Source organism: Alistipes sp. An54, from assembly GCF_002159375.1.
Lineage (GTDB): Bacteria > Bacteroidota > Bacteroidia > Bacteroidales > Rikenellaceae > Alistipes > Alistipes megaguti.
Genome location: NZ_NFIA01000004.1, coordinates 165,960 through 182,941, shown reverse-complemented (window position 1 = coordinate 182,941; position 16,982 = coordinate 165,960). Strand labels below are relative to the sequence as shown.

Sequence of the window (16,982 nt, the reverse complement as noted above, 5' to 3'; positions counted from 1 at the left end):
GCAAACTGCCTCCGGGGTTTAAGTCGTTGGTTGGATGAAAGGCCGATGGTTTGTGCGAATCGGACCATCCTCCCGGACCGTTTTGTCCGACCCTCTGTCGGGTGAAAATTTTTTGGGCCTCAAATCGCCCGAAAAGGGCCAAAAAACGGTATGTCCCCTGAAAAAATATCCCACGCGCGTGCGTTTTTCTGCGCCCAAAGTTGCCCGGATCGCAAGAAATTACTATTTTTGTTCGTTATTTGGCGGGCCGCACTGACGACCCGCATGGAAATCCGGTTATACAGAAGAGATAGATGCTTACAGAAGAAGAAAAGAATGCCGGTTTGGTGGGACGGATCATCCCCATCAATATCGAAGAGCAGATGAAGTCGGCCTACATCGACTACTCGATGTCGGTCATCGTGTCGCGCGCCCTGCCCGACGTGAGGGACGGCCTGAAACCCGTTCACCGACGCATCCTCTACGATATGAGCGCGGAGCTCAACCTCTACTCCGACAAACCCACCCGTAAGTCGGCCCGTATCGTCGGCGACGTGCTCGGTAAGTTCCACCCCCACGGCGACTCGTCGGTCTACGACGCCATGGTCCGCCTGGCTCAGGACTGGTCGATGCGTTACCCGCTGGTCGACGGACAGGGTAACTTTGGCTCGATGGACGGCGACTCCCCGGCCGCCATGCGTTACACCGAGGCCCGCATGAAGAAGATCACCGACGAGGTGATGGCCGATATCGACAAGGAGACCGTCGACTGGACGCTCAACTTCGACGATACGATCCCCGAACCGACGGTCCTTCCGACCCGTATTCCACTGCTGATCGTCAACGGTGCCAGCGGTATCGCCGTCGGTATGGCCACCAACATGGCTCCGCACAACCTCTCGGAGGTGGTCGACGCCTGCTGTGCCTATGTCGACAATCCCGAGATCTCGGGCGAGGAGCTGCTGCACTACGTCAAGGGCCCCGATTTCCCCACGGGCGGTATCATCTACGGCTACGAAGGGGTCAAGGAGGCCATGCTCACGGGCCGCGGCCGCGTGATGATGCGCGCCAAGACCGAAATCGAACATACGCCCAGCGGCCGTGAATGCATCGTCGTCACGGAGATCCCCTACATGGTCAACAAGGCCGAGATGATCAAGAAGATCGCCGACATGATCAACGAAAAGAAGATCGAAGGCATCTCCTACATCAACGACGAATCGGACCGAAACGGTCTGCGTATCATCATCATTCTGAAACACGATGCCGTGGCCAGCGTGGTGCTCAATACGCTCTTCAAGAATACGCCGCTGCAGACGTCGTTCGCCGTGAACAACATCGCGCTGGTAAACGGCCGCCCGCAGCTGCTGTCGATGCGCGACCTGATCCGCTGCTTCATCGACCACCGTCACGACGTGGTCGTACGCCGCACGCGCTTCGACAAGCGCAAGGCCGAGGAGCGTCTGCACATCGTGCTGGGTCTGCTGATCGCCCAGGACAACATCGACGAGATCGTTCATATCATCCGTTCGTCGCAGACCCCCGATGCCGCCAAGCAGACCATGATGGAGCGTTTCGAACTTTCGGACCTGCAGGCTTCGGCCATCATCGAGATGCGTCTGCGGGCCCTGACCGGTCTGGAGCGCGGCAAGCTGGTCGCCGAGCGCGACGAACTGCAGGCGCTGATCGCCCATCTGACGGAGGTGCTCGCCAGCGTCGAGATGCAGATGCAGATCGTCAAGGACGAGCTGATCGAGATCAAGGAGAAGTACGGCGACGAGCGCCGCACGGAGATCGTCTATGCGTCGGAGGAGTTCAACCCCGAGGATTTCTACGCCGACGACGACATGGTGATCACCATCTCGCACATGGGCTACATCAAGCGTACGCCGCTGGCCGAATACCGCACGCAGAACCGCGGCGGCGTGGGGGCCAAGGGCAGCGCCACGCGTGACGAGGACTTCATCGAGCACATCTACGTGGCCTCGATGCACAACACGATGCTCTTCTTCACGGAGAAGGGCCGCTGCTACTGGCTGAAGGTCTACGAGATTCCCGAGGGAACCCGTTCGTCGAAGGGCCGCGCCATTCAGAATATCATCCAGATCGAACCCAACGACAAGGTCCGCGCCTATATCAACGTCAAGCGCCTGAATGATGAGGAGTATGTCAACAGCAACTACATCATCATGTGCACGAAGGACGGTACGATCAAGAAGACGAAGCTCGAAGCCTACTCGCGGCCGCGTCAGAACGGCGTCAACGCCATCGTTATCCGGGAAGGTGACCAGCTCATCGAGGCCAAGTTGACCAGCGGTCATGCCGAGGTGATGATCGCCGCCCGCGACGGCAAGGCCATTCGTTTCAACGAGAATACGGTGCGCCCGATCGGACGTGTCGGCGCCGGAGTGCGCGGCATCTCGCTCGACGAGGGCGACGAGGTCGTGGGCATGATCTGCATCGAACCCGACTCGAAGCAGGATGTGCTGGTGCTGAGCGAGAACGGTTACGGCAAGCGCACCGATCTGGACGAGTACCGCATCACCAACCGCGGCGGAAAGGGCGTCAAGACGATCAACATCACGGAGAAGACCGGCAAGCTGATCTCGATCCAGGCCGTCACGGACGACAACGATCTGATGATCATCAACCGCTCGGGTCTGACGATCCGTACGGCCGTGTCGCAGATCCGTCTGGCAGGCCGCGCCACGCAGGGTGTGCGCATCATCAACCTGCGCGAGGGCGATGCCATCGCTTCGGTGATGGCCGTACCGGCTGCCAGTGAGGAGGAGAATCCTCAGTCCGAGGGAGCTGAAGGCAGCGAGGCGACCGCAACGGCCGAGGCCGGAGCCACCTCCGCAACCGATGCCCCGGCTCCGGAGACCGATGCCCCGGCTCCGGAGACCGATGCCCCGACCGATGGCACGCAGACTCCCGAGTCGGAAAACTGATGACAGGAACGCTGATTGAAAAAGAGAGTAACAACCGAACTTTTAATAATAACCAATTCGTATGAAAAAGACGATTTTGACGGCTTTTGCGGCGCTGCTCGTAGCGATTCCCGCCGTCGAGGCCCAGAAGGTAAACAAGGAAGCGCTTCTCGCCAAGATCGAAAAGAGCGATGCCGACATCGCCAACGAGAAGAAGGCAGTAAAGGCCGCAACGTGGATCAACCGCGGTAAGGCTTTCTATGAGGTGGCCGCCGAGCCGACGAAGAACCTCTTCGTCAACATGGAGGCTACGATGCTCAAACTGACGGTCGGAGACCCCAAGTCGACCGCTCAGGAGACGCTCAACGGTGTGGAGTATACCGCATGGGTCTATCCCTGGTTCACGGCCTACATCAAGGATAACAAGGTCGCTACGTGGAAGCAGACCCGTTGGGTGATCAAGGATGCCCCCGAAAAGGCCATCGAAGCCTACAACAAGGCTTATGAACTCGACCCCAAGAGTGCCGGCAAGGTCAAGGAGGGTCTGAAGCAGATCAGCGACTTCTGCTCGCAGGTCGGCAATGCCGGTCTTGATGCCGGGGATTATGTGGGCGCCGCCAACGCCTATGCTACGGCTTACGAGGCTCAGTCGAATCCCGCCTACGGCGAGGCCGACCCCGCACTGCTCTACTATGCCGGCTATCTGCTGACGGTCGACGGTTCGAACAATCCCCAATCGTTCGTCCGTGGCGGCAAATATCTCCAGGAGGCCATCGAGAAGAATTATGCCGATGAGGAGGGTAACATCTACTATTACCTCTTCCACTGCTACTACGGTCAGCGCGAGGCCGACAAGGAGAATATCATGAAGGCCAAGCAGGCTCTGCTGACCGGTATCGAGAAGTTCCCGAAGAATGAGCGGATCCTCGACGGCCTGATGCAGCTCTACACCTCGGAAGAGGGTGTGGGCGATCCCGCCGACCTGGTGGCACTGATCGACAAGGCCATTGCCGACAACCCGACCAATGTCGACCTGTGGTTCGGCCGAGGCCGTATCTTCTACGCTCTGAAGGACTACGACAAGAGCATCGAATCGTTCGAGAAGGTCGTTGAGCTGAAGCCCGATCTCTTCGAGGGTAACTACTACCTGGGTGTCTTCTACACGATCAAGGGCGACGAACTCAACAAGGAGATGAATGAGAAGCAGTACAGCAGCCAGGCTGCCTACGACGCCGATCTGAAGACCGTAAACGAGGTCTACATGGCCGCTCTGCCCTGGTTCGAGAAGGCTCACGAGATCAAACCCGAGGACATGGATACGCTGGAGTTCCTCAAGTCGCTCTGCTTCCGTCTGCGCGACGAACCCGGTGTGATGGACAAGTACAATACCTACAACGCCCTCTACAAGCAGGCCAAGGGTATCGAATAGTCTCCCGCCCGGGGGGCACAGGAGGGGGGATAGATCCCGGGACTGCAGATGGGTTCCGGGGCCTGTTCGCCAGGACCTCCCGCGGATCTCAATCCCGGAAAAAGAAAAGCCCGACTCCGTAAGGAGCCGGGCTTTTTGTGTGGTGTGTGGTGTGTGAGAGTGTGTGAAGCGGTCGGTTGTGCACATTGCCGGAACATCGGTTATATACTCTGTGCTCCGGTCTCTCCGCTGTGTTTGCGGTCTCTCCGCTGTGTTTGCGGTCTCTCCGCGGTGCTTGCGGTCTCTCCGCCGTGTTCCGCGGTCTCTCCGCCGTGTTTCGCGGTCTCTCAGCGGTGTTTCGCGGTCTCTCAGCGGTGTTTGCGGTCTCTCCGCCGTGTTCCGCGGTCTCTCAGCGGTGTTTGCGGTCTCTCCGCGGTGTTTCCGTGGTATTCGCGGCCTCTATCGGGCGATGCGGCCGTTGACCGGACCGCGGGCCAGTTGGGCCGTCTCCTCGACCGTGAACTGGCTGTAGTCGCCCGGAACCGTATTCTTGATGGCGCAGGCCGCCGTGCCGAAGTCCAGCGCAAACTGCATGTCCCCGGCGTGTTCGGCCAGTCCGTAGATCAGCCCGCCGACAAAGGCGTCGCCCACGCCAACGCAGTCCACCACGCAGTCGATGTCATAGACGCGCGACGTGAAGAGCCGGCCTCCGGTGTAGAGCGTTCCGGAGATCAGGTGGTGGTTGGCACTCAGGACGTTGCGCAGTCCGAAGACAATGCCCCGGCACAGCGGGAAACGTTCGGCCACCTGCTGCGAAGCCGCTTCGTAACCCTTGGTATCGGGTTGGTAGGCCGAGTCGCGGGCCTCGAATTTCGGAAGCCGGATGCCGAGGATCTTTTCGTATTCGTCGTCCGTGCCGAAGAGGAAGTCGCACTGCGCCATCAGCGGCGGCAGCACCTCCTGTACCGTCTTGCCGTACTGCCAGAGGTTCTTGCGGTAGTTCAGGTCGCACGAGACGACGAGCCCCGCCCGACGGGCTGCGGCGATGGCCTCGGCGCACACCTCGGCCGTCGAGGCGCTCACGGCGGCCGAGATCCCCGACCAGTGGAACCAGGCGGCATCGGCAAAGAGCGACGCCCAGTCGATCTGCCCCGGCTGCAGCGCGTCGAACGACGAGCCGGCCCGGTCGTAGACCACCTGCGACGAGCGCATCGCCGCAGCCTCCTCCATGTAGTAGAGGCCCAGCCGCTGTCCGCGGCGCAGTACGTGGGAGGTCTCCACCCCGTAACTGCGCAGATCGTCCAGACAGGCGTCGGCAATGCGGTTGGCCGGCACGCAGGTGACGAATTCGCTCCGCAGACCGTAGTTGGCCAGCGAGACGGCCACGTTGGCTTCGCTGCCGCCGTAGCTGGCGCGGAAGAGCTTCGTCTGGTTGAAGCGCAGGTTGTCGGGCGGCGTGAGCCGCAGCATGATCTCTCCGAAAGTGACGATTTTCTTGTTATCCATGTTGGTTGTTCTTGAGTCGATACCTGGGCCGGGAGGAGTTCGGAGTCTTCGGACCGGCTGGCGGCCGGGGAATATCTCGCTGCAGCCGGTCGCCGGAGGAATCGGATGCCGGGCGACGGTTGCCGGGGGCGGGCCTGTCGATTGCTCCGTGGGGTCATCTCGGTTTCGACAAAGATACGGAAAAAGCGAACAGATTGTTTGGCCGGGGGAACTTTTGACGGAAACTTTTTGGTCGGGGAGGGTGTGAGAGAGGTCGGCTGCGGAACATCCCGGGACGGAGAGGTCGTCGTGGCGTGTCTGTCGGGAAGGTGAGAGAGAGGGGGTGCAGGATATGCCGTGACGGAGAGGTCGTCGTGGTGTCGGCCGGGGCGGGTAGCGGCAAAACAAACCCCGGACAATTGTCTGCCCGGGGATGTTCGGATGGACTCCGCAGCGGAGCCCTATTTCTTGACGATGGTTACCTGCAGGGGCTGCGTGGCGGCAGCGTTGGCTGCGGTGATCTCCTCGATCCACTCGTTCATGTCGTCGACACCGCCCTGGCTCCAGCCCGAACCGGCATAGTAGGTCAGCGTCTGGCCCGATTTCACATTCTTGACCGCTACGGCATGACCCAGCGTGTCGGGCATCATCTCGCCGCCCGGCAGGATCACTCCCAGGTAGATGTCGCCGTCGCGCACGGGATCCTTCGAATCCGAAGCCGCTTCGCACATGCCCATCCAGTCGTCGCTGTTGGTCAGCTGCTTCACGTCGTGGCGCACGAATCCGGCGGCGACGGGCATCTCGGTGAACTCACCCTCGTAGAGGTTGTCCATGCGGTTGAAGCGCTGGTTGGCGTCGAGCGAGATGGTCTTCACGAGCGATACCTGCGTGCCGTTGACGTCGAACGGGGCATAGGTCAGCTCGACGGTCGTGCGGATCGGACCGTTGTCCAGCGTACGGGCCGTGGCGTAGTTGTGGTCCATGAACCAGAACTTGCCGTCGACGAAGGGTACCGAAGCCCCCGAGCCGAGCGTCACGCCCACCTTGTAGCAGTCCATGCCGTCGCCGTAGTTGTGGTGGTAGTCACCCTTGGCATACCACTCGTCGATGACCAGTTTGTCGGTGCACTTCACCCAGACGTCGATACCCGGCGTGACGAGCTTTTCGGGCGAGGTCTCCAGGGCCGGGCCGTAGAGGCGGTAGGCCACCTTGTTGTTCTCCCAGGCGTAGTCGTCGTAGCGCTCGGGAACCTGACGGCCGTAGGCTTCGGTCGGATAGGCCTCACGCGTTCCGGTGGTGATGCGGAAGCGTTTGGTCTGCATGGCGTCGGCGTCGGTCTGGAAGATCAGCGCCTGCGGTTCGGCCTCACCGCGGTAGAGTACCTGCGAGGGGATCTGCTCCCGTTCGTCGTCCAGCACGACGACGTTTTCGGGCGTCACGCCCTTGAGGACGGCGACCTCCGACCAGGCGATTTCGACGGTTTCGTCATCGCGTTCGAGTTGGGTGTTGTTCGTCACTTCGACGTTCAGTGCCGGAGTACAGGAGGCGGCCAGCAGGGCAGCCGCTCCGAAGATCGAGTTTCTCATCATACGTTTACTGAAGTTTTTTCGATGTTAGGTTTGGCAAATTTACAATTTTTCCGTACTTTGGTCAACCAAAATGGCAAATATTCTATTTAATTTGGTGATTTTTCGTATTGTGTCTGACGGAAAGTTGCTAATTTTACATGGTGAAAAGGGACGATTTTCTGGAGCTTCGTTCCATTCCATGGACTTTTAAACGGAATATAGCATAAAACGATGAAACAGTTCAACGACGAGAATTTCCTGTTGCAGACCGAGACGGCGCAGCGGCTTTATCACGAACACGCAGCCAAGCAGCCCATCATCGACTACCACTGCCATCTGAGCCCCGAATACGTGGCTTCGAACCACCGCTTCGAGAACCTTTCGAAGATCTGGCTCGAGGGCGACCACTACAAGTGGCGCGCCATGCGTACGAACGGTGTCGAGGAGCGCTACTGCACGGGCAAGGACACTACGGACTGGGAGAAGTTCGAAAAGTGGGCCGAAACGGTCCCCTACACGATGCGCAACCCGCTCTACCACTGGACGCATCTCGAGCTGAAGACCGCCTTCGGGGTCACGAAGCTGCTCAACCCCTCGACCGCCCGCGAGATCTACGACCACTGTACGGCCCTCCTGCAGCAGCCCGAGTACTATGCCCGCGGCCTGATGCAGCGCTACAACGTCGAGGTGGTCTGCACGACGGACGATCCGGTCGACTCGCTCGAAAACCATATCAAGGTGCGCGACGAGGGCTTCGCCGTGCGGATGCTCCCGACGTGGCGCCCCGACAAGGCGATGGCCGTCGAGTCGCCGGCCGGTTTCCGGGCCTACATCGAGAAGCTCTCCGACGTCTCGGGGGTCTCGATCTCGAAGTTCGCCGATGTGATCGACGCCCTGCGCGTGCGGCACAAGTTCTTCGAGTCGGTGGGCTGCCGTCTGTCGGATCACGGCATCGAGGAGTTCTACGCCGAGGATTATACCCAGCCGGAGATCGATGCCATCTTTAATAAGGTGTACGGCGGTCAGGAGCTGACGCCCGCGGAGATCCGCAAGTACAAGACCGCCATGCTGGTCGAGTTCGCCGTCATGGACCACGAGACGGGCTGGACACAGCAGTTCCACTACGGCGCCATCCGTAACAACAACTCGCGCATGTTCGCCCGGCTGGGCCCCGATACGGGCTTCGACTCGATCGGCGACTTCACGGTGGCCAAGTCCATGTCGAAGTTCTTCGACATGCTCGACAGCCGCGACAAGCTGACCCGCACGATCATCTACAACCTCAATCCGCGCGACAACGAATTGGTCGCCACGATGCTCGGCAACTTCCAGGACGGCCGCTACGGCGCCGGGAAGATCCAGTTCGGATCGGGGTGGTGGTTCCTCGACCAGAAGGACGGCATGGAGAAGCAGATGAACGCCCTCTCGACGCTGGGACTGCTGAGCCGCTTCGTCGGCATGCTGACCGACTCGCGTTCGTTCCTCTCCTATCCGCGCCACGAGTATTTCCGCCGCACGCTGTGCAACCTGCTGGGCAACGATATCGAGCAGGGTCTGCTCCCCGCCTCGGAGATCGACTTCATCGGTCGCGAGATCGTCGAGGGCATCTGCTACCGCAATGCGAAAAACTTCTTCAAATTCTAACCAATATAGGGAAAGACAATGAAAATCGTAACTTTAGGTGAAATCATGCTGCGTCTCTCGACGCCCGGGAACACCCGTTTCGTACAATCCGATTCGTTCGACGTCGTCTATGGCGGCGGCGAGGCCAACGTGGCCGTATCGTGCGCCAACTACGGCCACGATGCCTACTTCGTGACGAAACTCCCGAAGCATGAAATCGGTCAGTCGGCCGTCAACGCCCTGCGCAAGTATGGCGTCAAGACCGACTATATTGCCCGCGGCGGCGATCGCGTGGGTATCTACTACCTCGAAACCGGAGCCTCGATGCGCCCCTCGAAGGTGATCTACGACCGCGCCCACTCGGCCATCGCCGAGGCCGATCCTCAGGATTTCGACTTCGATGCAATTATGGAGGGTGCCGACTGGTTCCATTGGTCGGGCATCACGCCGGCCATCTCGGACAAGGCTGCCGAGCTGACGCGCCTGGCCTGCGAGGCCGCCAAGCGTCACGGTGTCACGGTATCGGTTGACCTGAACTTCCGCAAGAAGCTCTGGACCAAGGAGAAGGCCCAGTCGATCATGAAGCCGCTGATGCAGTACGTCGACGTTTGCATCGGCAACGAGGAGGACGCCGAGCTGTGCCTGGGCTTCAAACCCGACGCCGATGTCGAGGGCGGTGAGACCAACGCCGAGGGCTACAAGGGCATCTTCCGCCAGATGGCCGAGACGTTCGGTTTCAAGTATGTCGTTTCGACGCTGCGCGAGTCCTACTCGGCCACGCACAACGGCTGGAAGGCCATGATCTACAACGGCAAGGAGTTCTACGAGTCGAAGCACTACGATATCAACCCGATCATCGACCGCGTGGGTGGCGGCGACTCGTTCTCGGGCGGCATCATCCACGGCCTGCTGACCAAGCCGACGCAGGGCGAGGCGCTGGAGTTCGCCGTAGCCGCTTCGGCTCTCAAGCACACGATCAACGGCGACTTCAACCTCGTCTCGGTTGAGGAGGTCGAGTCGCTGGCCGGCGGCAACGCAAACGGTCGCGTACAGCGTTAATGAAACCATGCAGGGTGCGGGGAGGGGGTCGACAAAATCCGCTCCTCCGCCCGTTTCGATAAAAACAGATTCTGAAAATGGCACGTTTTTCTAAAATGCAAGTCATGGAGGCCATCGCCAAGACCGGCATGGTCCCCGTCTTCTACCACGCGGACGCCGAAATCGCCAAACAGGTCGTCAAGGCCTGCTATGAGGGTGGTGTGCGCGCCTTCGAGTTCACGAACCGCGGCGACTTCGCCTCGGAGGTCTTCATCGAGGTGATCAAGTTCGCCGCCAGGGAGTGCCCCGAAATGGTGATGGGTGTCGGCACGATCGTCGATGCTCCGACGGCTGCCATGTACATCCAGTACGGCGCCAACTTCGTCGTGGGTCCCTACCTGAACCCCGAGGTGGCCAAGGTCTGCAACCGTCACCTGGTGCCCTATACGCCGGGCTGCGGTTCGGTAACGGAGATCGGCATCGCCCAGGAGCTGGGTTGCGATCTGACGAAGGTCTTCCCGGCAGGCAACGTCGGCGGCCCGTCGTTCGTCAAGAACGTCAAGGCTCCGCTGCCGTGGTCGAACATCATGGCTACGGGTGCCGTCGAGCCGACGGAGGAGAACCTTACGGCCTGGTTCAAGGCCGGAGTCTTCTGCGTGGGCATGGGCTCGCAGCTCTTCCCCAAGGATGTGATCGCCGCGAAGGACTGGAAGGCCATCACCGAGAAGTGCCGCTTCGCCCTGGGTGTCATCGCCTCCACGCGCGGTTGATTCCCCGGTGGGGCGGGTGGCTTGAGCGGTGCGGGTGTTGACCTGCCGCCGAGCCCGGGCCGAACTACCTCTGAAAGCCCTGTCGGGTCCGTGAGCGGGTGGCTTGAGCGGTGCGGGTGTTGACCTGCCGCCGAGCCCGGGCCGAACTACCTCTGAAAGCCCTGTCGGGTCCGTGAGCGGGTGGCTCCTCTTCAAGTGTATGAATGCCTCTTCCTCGCAATGGTCAGGCCGCCGCTGGCGGTCAATCCATCGCTGAATTTTCCCCCGCTGAATGACGCTCCGGCGGTGTCCCCAATCACCGCCGGAGACGTTCAGCCGGTTTTTACCGAACCTTACCCCTGACACTACTTTTTTAAAAACCGGATAAATGACTGGCAACAACAAATCTACCTTCGCCGGGAAGATGACGCAGTATCGCTGGGTGATCTGTGCGATGCTCTTCTTCGCGACGACCGTCAACTACCTCGACCGTCAGGTGCTTTCGTTGACGTGGGACGAGTTCATCAAACCCGAATTCCACTGGAACGAGTACCACTATGGTCTGATTACCTCCATCTTCTCGATCGTTTACGCCATCTGCATGCTCTTCGCCGGCCGCTTCATCGACTGGATGGGCACCAAGAAGGGCTACCTGTGGGCCATTGGCGTATGGTCGGCCGGAGCCTGTGCCCACGCTCTGTGCGGAGTGGCTACCGAGGCGTGGGTCGGACTGCCCAACCGTGCGGCGCTGGTTGCCGTGGAGACCGGATCGGCCGTAGCCGCCACGATCGCCATGGTGAGCATGTACTTCTTCATCGCCGCACGCTGCATCCTGGCTCTGGGTGAGGCCGGCAACTTCCCCGCCGCCATCAAGGTGACGGCCGAGTACTTCCCGAAGAAGGACCGTGCCTACGCCACCTCGATCTTCAATGCCGGCGCCTCGATCGGTGCGCTGTTCGCCCCGCTGACCATTCCGCTGCTGGCCAAGGCCTGGGGCTGGGAGCTGGCCTTCATCGTCATCGGTGCGCTGGGCTTCATCTGGATGGGCTTCTGGGTTTTCCTCTACAAGAAGCCCTCGGAGCAGCCCCGCGTCAATGCCGCCGAGCTGGAGTACATCGAGCAGGACAAGCACGAAGTGGTCGACGGCGAAAAGATTGACCAGGAGCAGGAGACCGAGAAGATCTCGTTCTGGAAGACGCTGAGCTTCAAGCAGACCTGGGCTTTCGCTTTCGGCAAGTTCATGACCGACGGCGTGTGGTGGTTCTTCCTCTTCTGGACCCCGTCGTATCTGAATTCGCAGTTCGGCATCAAGATGTCCGAGGGGCTGGGCGTGGCGCTGATCTTCACGCTCTACGCCATCACGATGCTGTCGATCTACGGCGGCAAACTCCCGACGATCATCATCAACAAGACGGGGCTGAACCCCTATGCGGCGCGTATGCGTGCGATGCTGATCTTCGCCTTCTTCCCGCTGCTGGTACTGCTGGCCCAGCCGCTGGGCACCATCTCGCCCTGGTTCCCGATCATTCTGATCGGTATCGGCGGTGCGGCTCACCAGTCGTGGTCGGCCAACATCTTCTCCACGGTGGGCGACATGTTCCCCAAATCGGCCATCGCCACGGTAACAGGTATCGGCGGCATGGCCGGCGGTGTGGGGTCGATGATCCTGCAGTGGTTTGCCGGATGGCTCTTCGTGCACGCCGATGAGACCGGCATGCAGTTCATGGGCTTCGAGGGCAAGCCGGCCGGTTATTTCGTGGTCTTCTGCATCTGCGCCGTGGCCTATCTCGTCGGCTGGATCGTCATGAAGACGCTCGTTCCGAAATACAAGCCCATCGTAATCGAATAACGGACGGATTCCGGGCCGGCGGTGGAGGAAAGACCGAATTTCACCGTCGGCCCTTCCGGAATCCAAAATTCTGAAAAACAATGATTAAGGAATTGAATAGGTCGACCGTCGAGAAGGTCGACCGCCCCGTTCACATCCTTCAGTTTGGTGAAGGAAACTTCCTGCGCGCCTTCGTGGACTGGCAGATCGACATCGCCAACGAGAAGGGCGTCATGAACTCCGGCGTGGCCATCTGCCAGCCGATCCTCGATCCCGAGCACAAGGTACTGGGGATGATCGACCTGCTCAACAGGCAGGACAACCTCTACCACGTCTATCTGGAGGGCATCGAGAACCGCCGGCCCAAGAAGGACATCCGTCTGGTGAAGAGCGTCATGGATTCGTTCAATCCGTATGTCGACTACGAGAAGTACGAGCACTACTTCCTCTCGCCCGACCTGAAGATCACCATCTCGAACACCACCGAGGCGGGTATTCGCTACGAGGAGGGTGACGATCTGGAGGCTCGTCCGCCGAAGTCCTATCCGGCGAAGATGACCGCACTGCTGTACAAGCGCTTCAAGCACTTCAACGGCGATCCGACGAAGGGGCTGTGCATCATCTGCTGCGAGCTGATCGAGAACAACGGCTCGACGCTGCACGAGTATGTGATCCGCCATGCGATGTACAACGGCCTGGGGGCCGACTTTATCGACTGGGTGGAGCGCAACTGCCACTTCTGCGACACGCTGGTCGACCGCATCGTGCCGGGCTTCCCGCGCGACACGATCAACGAAATCAAGGAGGAGATCGGCTACAACGACAACCTCGTGGTCAAGGCCGAGCTGTACCACCTGTGGGCTATCGGCGGCGAGGGTTACAAGGAGGTGCAGAAGGTGCTGCCGCTGGACAAGGCCGGCCTGCACGTCATCTTCATGCCCTCGATCAAGCAGTTCCGCGACAAGAAGGTCCGCATTCTGAACGGTTCGCACACGGGCATGGTGCCCATCGCCCTGCAGATGGGCTGCGAGACGGTGATGGATGCCTTCAACACGCCGTCGATCGAGCGCTTCATCAACGAGATGGTCGCCCAGGAGGTAATTCCGATGATCGATGAGGATCAGGAGGAGCTGAAGAAGTTCGCCGCCGGGATTCTCGAGCGTTTCTACAACCCCTTCATCAAGCACATGCTGCGGTCGATCTCGCTCAACTCGTTGTCGAAGTGGGAGGCGCGCAACTATCCGACCGTCAAGGACAACTGGTTCAAGGCCGGGAAGCTGGCTCGGCGCGAGTGCTTCACCTTTGCGGCGCTGATGGTGCTGTACGGCCCGAAGAGCGGTTTCGAACCCGACGACACGAAGGAGTTTGTCGACTACATCCGTACGAACTGGAATTCGGAGGACCTCGTGGGGACGATCCGCAAGATCGTGCACGAGAGCGGCATCTTCACGGTCGATTTCTCGGAGGTGCCGGGATTTGTCGAGGCCGTGGCCGGGTATGTGGCCGACATCGAGTCGCTGGGCATGAAGGGGGCCCTTGAGAAGTTCCTGAACAAGTAACAAGCAGCTTCTAATCCGAGAGGCGAAGCCGGAGGCGTGTCGGAGTGCCGGGCGGCCACGGACCCTCAGCGAATGCCGCAGATGCGGTGTCGCGCGGGGCGGGCGTCTGAACCGGGAAGCCGGCAGAGGCTCCGGTTTCGTCTTTTTCAGCGCAGGATGATATGAAACGTTTTCTGAAAATCAATGCCGCGGACAATGTGGCCGTGGCGCTGGCGGATCTCGCCGCGGGCGAGCATCTGCAGATCGACGGCCGCGAGGTGACACTCCGCGAGGCGGTGGCCCGGGGCCACAAGTTCGCCCTGCGGGATCTGGCCGAGGGGGAGAATGTCATCAAGTACGGCTATCCGATCGGTCACGTCACGCGGCCGGTGGCCGCCGGGGAGTGGATCCACTCGCACAACCTGAAGACCAACCTCTGCGACGACCTCTCGTACACCTATACGCCGCGGGTCTATCCGCTCGCGATCCCGAAACGCAACGACCTGCGCGTGCAGGGCTATCTGCGCCGCAACGGGCAGATGGGGATCCGCAACGAGCTGTGGATCGTGCCATCGGTGGGGTGTGTCAACGGGCAGGCGCAGGCCATTGCCGAGCGGGTGCGCCGCGAGTGCGACTGCTCGCATCTGGACGACGTGCGCGTCTACGCGCACAATTACGGCTGTTCGCAACTGGGCGACGACCATGCCAATACGCGCCGGGCGCTGGCCCGCCTGGTGAAGCATCCGAATGCGGGTGCGGTGCTGATGCTGGGTCTCGGGTGCGAGAACAACCAGGTCTCGGCCCTTCGGGAGGAGATCGGCGAGTGGGACGACGAGCGCGTGAAATTTCTCATTGCGCAGGAGGTCGAGGACGAAGTCGAGACGGGTTTCGAGATCTGCCGCGAGCTGGTCGGGAAAACCCGCGAAGACCGACGCCAGCCGTTGCCGCTGTCGTATCTGAAGGTGGGACTGAAGTGCGGCGGTTCGGACGGCTTTTCGGGTATCACGGCCAATCCGCTGGTGGGGCTGTTCTCCGACTGGCTGGTGGCGCAGGGCGGCACGACCGTGCTGACGGAGGTGCCCGAAATGTTCGGCGCCGAGACCATTCTGATGGACCGCGCCACGGACCGTACGGTCTTTGACGAGACGGTCCATCTGATCAACGACTTCAAAGACTACTTCCGCCGCTACGACCAGCCGATCTACGAAAATCCCTCGCCCGGAAACAAGAAGGGCGGCATCACGACCCTCGAGGAGAAGTCGTTGGGGTGTGTGCAGAAGGGGGGTGCACAACCGGTGGTCGACGTGCTGGGCTATGCGCAGCCGATCGTCCGTCAGGGGCTGAACCTGTTGCAGGCACCGGGCAACGACTTGGTGGCCGCCTCGGCACTGGCCCTTTCGGGGTGTCAGATGGTGCTGTTCACCACGGGGCGCGGCACGCCCTTCGGGTCGTTCGTCCCGACGATGAAGATTGCGACCAACACGCCGCTCGCGCAGTTCAAGTCGAACTGGATCGACTTCAACGCCGGCACGCTCGTCGAGGACGAGGAGCCCCACGCCGTGCTGGAACGGCTGATCGACAAGATCCTCGCCACGGCCGACGGCGAACACCTCAAGCACGAGCGCACGGGCTTCAAGGAGATCGCCATCTTCAAGTCGGGCGTAACGTTGTAGGGATTTGTGGTTTTCCGGGTTTGGCCGGGATTGGCTTTCTTCCGGTTGTTGCCCGCCGCCTGCGGCGTCGTATGCAAATCCGACCCTCCCCCAACCCCCTCCTCGGAGGGGGCTTGCGGTTTTGGACAGCAGATGTGAAACAAGATGGATGCGAACTATGAAATTGCTGACTCTTTTTGCTTTTTGTTCCCTTTTCGCGGTCCGGGCCTTTGCCGAAGAGACTGTCTATACGGTCGACTGCAATGGTGGGGGTGACTTCCGTACCGTGCAGGAGTGCCTCGACGCCTTGCCCTCGAAACCCGACGGCTGGTGCACCGTCCGCATCCTGCCCGGCACGTACCGCGAAAAGGTGACGTTGGACGTCTACAAGAATTGCGTGCGGATCGTCGGTGTGGGCGGTGCGGAGGAGGTGCGCATCGTCTGGAACGACTTTTCGGGGCGCGTGGTCGACGGCTACGAGATGTCGACCTACGACACGTGGACCCTTTCGCTGCAGGCCGACGACGTGATCCTCGAGGGGCTGACCGTCGAGAACGATGCCGGGCGCGTCGGGCAGGCCGTGGCGCTCGAAACCCGCGGCGACCGCATTCACATCAACCGCTGCCGCCTGGTGGGCGATCAGGACACCTTCTTCACCAAGGGGTACGTGTCGCGCATCTGGGTCACCGACTCGTGGATCGAAGGGACGACGGACTTCATCTTCGGCCCCTCGATCGTCCTCTTCGACCGCTGCCGGATTCACGGCAAGGCCGACAGCTTCCTGACCGCCGCCTCGACCACCGAGCGCAACCTCTACGGCTATGTCTTCCGCGATTGCCGCGTGACGGCCGACTCCTCGGTAGGGCGTCTCTACCTGGGCCGTCCCTGGAAATCGACCGCCCGCACGGTGTGGATCCGCTGCGAACTGCCGGCGGCGATCTGTCCCGAAGGGTGGCGCGACTGGCACGACTCGGCCCGCAAGGGCGATGTCTACTACGCCGAGTACCGCTGTACGGGGCCGGGAGCCGACCGCCGGGGGCGTGTCGCGTGGTCGCGCGAACTCACGGACGAGGAGGCGGCGCTCTACACTCCGGAGCGGATTTTCGCCAAGAAGACCGGGTCGGAGCAGTTCCGCCGCGACTGGAATCCGCTGCTGGAGGAGACCTGGATGAAGGGAGACTGAG

General features: G+C 60.8%; 11 protein-coding genes. 9 read left to right on the top strand and 2 right to left on the bottom strand.

The window, feature by feature from the left end:
• The first annotated feature begins 293 nt into the window (after positions 1-293).
• Positions 294-2,930 carry a DNA gyrase subunit A gene (gene gyrA, locus B5G09_RS05750; RefSeq protein WP_087404410.1) on the top strand — a complete coding sequence of 879 codons (2,637 nt, stop codon included), beginning with the start codon at positions 294-296 and terminating at the stop codon, positions 2,928-2,930.
• 61 nt (positions 2,931-2,991) lie between these two features.
• Complete coding sequence (locus B5G09_RS05745) at positions 2,992-4,338, top strand: tetratricopeptide repeat protein (RefSeq protein ID WP_087404409.1); 1,347 nt, start codon at positions 2,992-2,994, stop codon at positions 4,336-4,338.
• Positions 4,339-4,776: 438 nt separating this feature from the next.
• On the opposite strand, the gene B5G09_RS05740 is transcribed toward B5G09_RS05745, so the two are convergent.
• The gene (locus B5G09_RS05740) at positions 4,777-5,823 is read right to left on the bottom strand and encodes a sugar kinase (RefSeq protein WP_087404408.1); all 1,047 of its coding nucleotides are present in this window, start codon (positions 5,821-5,823) and stop codon (positions 4,777-4,779) included.
• A 440-nt stretch (positions 5,824-6,263) separates the two neighbouring features.
• The gene (locus B5G09_RS05735; RefSeq protein WP_241147583.1) at positions 6,264-7,391 is read right to left on the bottom strand and encodes a DUF4861 family protein; all 1,128 of its coding nucleotides are present in this window, start codon (positions 7,389-7,391) and stop codon (positions 6,264-6,266) included.
• A 210-nt stretch (positions 7,392-7,601) separates the two neighbouring features.
• On the opposite strand from B5G09_RS05735, the gene uxaC reads away from it, so the two are divergent.
• From uxaC to B5G09_RS05700, 7 genes are all read left to right on the top strand, one after another.
• Positions 7,602-9,014 (top strand): glucuronate isomerase, encoded by a 1,413-nt coding sequence (gene uxaC, locus B5G09_RS05730; protein WP_087404407.1) that lies wholly within the window; start codon positions 7,602-7,604, stop codon positions 9,012-9,014.
• A gap of 18 nt (positions 9,015-9,032) precedes the next feature.
• Positions 9,033-10,052 (top strand): sugar kinase, encoded by a 1,020-nt coding sequence (locus B5G09_RS05725; RefSeq protein ID WP_087311462.1) that lies wholly within the window; start codon positions 9,033-9,035, stop codon positions 10,050-10,052.
• Positions 10,053-10,129: 77 nt separating this feature from the next.
• Positions 10,130-10,801 carry a bifunctional 4-hydroxy-2-oxoglutarate aldolase/2-dehydro-3-deoxy-phosphogluconate aldolase gene (locus tag B5G09_RS05720; RefSeq protein WP_087404406.1) on the top strand — a complete coding sequence of 224 codons (672 nt, stop codon included), beginning with the start codon at positions 10,130-10,132 and terminating at the stop codon, positions 10,799-10,801.
• A 403-nt stretch (positions 10,802-11,204) separates the two neighbouring features.
• A complete protein-coding gene (locus B5G09_RS05715) occupies positions 11,205-12,629 on the top strand; it encodes an MFS transporter (RefSeq protein WP_143256489.1) in 1,425 nt (474 codons plus the stop codon).
• A gap of 80 nt (positions 12,630-12,709) precedes the next feature.
• On the top strand, positions 12,710-14,167 hold the full coding sequence (locus tag B5G09_RS05710) for a tagaturonate reductase (protein ID WP_087404404.1): 1,458 nt from the start codon (positions 12,710-12,712) through the stop codon (positions 14,165-14,167).
• A gap of 161 nt (positions 14,168-14,328) precedes the next feature.
• Positions 14,329-15,819 (top strand): altronate dehydratase family protein, encoded by a 1,491-nt coding sequence (locus B5G09_RS05705; RefSeq protein WP_087404403.1) that lies wholly within the window; start codon positions 14,329-14,331, stop codon positions 15,817-15,819.
• 157 nt (positions 15,820-15,976) lie between these two features.
• Complete coding sequence (locus tag B5G09_RS05700) at positions 15,977-16,981, top strand: pectinesterase family protein (RefSeq protein ID WP_087404402.1); 1,005 nt, start codon at positions 15,977-15,979, stop codon at positions 16,979-16,981.
• Position 16,982: the final 1 nt, after the last annotated feature.

Excerpts from the sequence above, each read along its gene's own strand:
- gyrA (WP_087404410.1), top strand. The coding sequence starts at position 294 with ATGCTTACAGAAGAAGAAAAGAATGCCGGTTTGGTGGGACGGATCATC.
- B5G09_RS05745 (WP_087404409.1), top strand. The coding sequence starts at position 2,992 with ATGAAAAAGACGATTTTGACGGCTTTTGCGGCGCTGCTCGTAGCGATT.
- B5G09_RS05740 (WP_087404408.1), bottom strand. The coding sequence starts at position 5,823 with ATGGATAACAAGAAAATCGTCACTTTCGGAGAGATCATGCTGCGGCTC.
- B5G09_RS05735 (WP_241147583.1), bottom strand. The coding sequence starts at position 7,391 with ATGATGAGAAACTCGATCTTCGGAGCGGCTGCCCTGCTGGCCGCCTCC.
- uxaC (WP_087404407.1), top strand. The coding sequence starts at position 7,602 with ATGAAACAGTTCAACGACGAGAATTTCCTGTTGCAGACCGAGACGGCG.
- B5G09_RS05725 (WP_087311462.1), top strand. The coding sequence starts at position 9,033 with ATGAAAATCGTAACTTTAGGTGAAATCATGCTGCGTCTCTCGACGCCC.
- B5G09_RS05720 (WP_087404406.1), top strand. The coding sequence starts at position 10,130 with ATGGCACGTTTTTCTAAAATGCAAGTCATGGAGGCCATCGCCAAGACC.
- B5G09_RS05715 (WP_143256489.1), top strand. The coding sequence starts at position 11,205 with ATGACGCAGTATCGCTGGGTGATCTGTGCGATGCTCTTCTTCGCGACG.
- B5G09_RS05710 (WP_087404404.1), top strand. The coding sequence starts at position 12,710 with ATGATTAAGGAATTGAATAGGTCGACCGTCGAGAAGGTCGACCGCCCC.
- B5G09_RS05705 (WP_087404403.1), top strand. The coding sequence starts at position 14,329 with ATGAAACGTTTTCTGAAAATCAATGCCGCGGACAATGTGGCCGTGGCG.
- B5G09_RS05700 (WP_087404402.1), top strand. The coding sequence starts at position 15,977 with ATGAAATTGCTGACTCTTTTTGCTTTTTGTTCCCTTTTCGCGGTCCGG.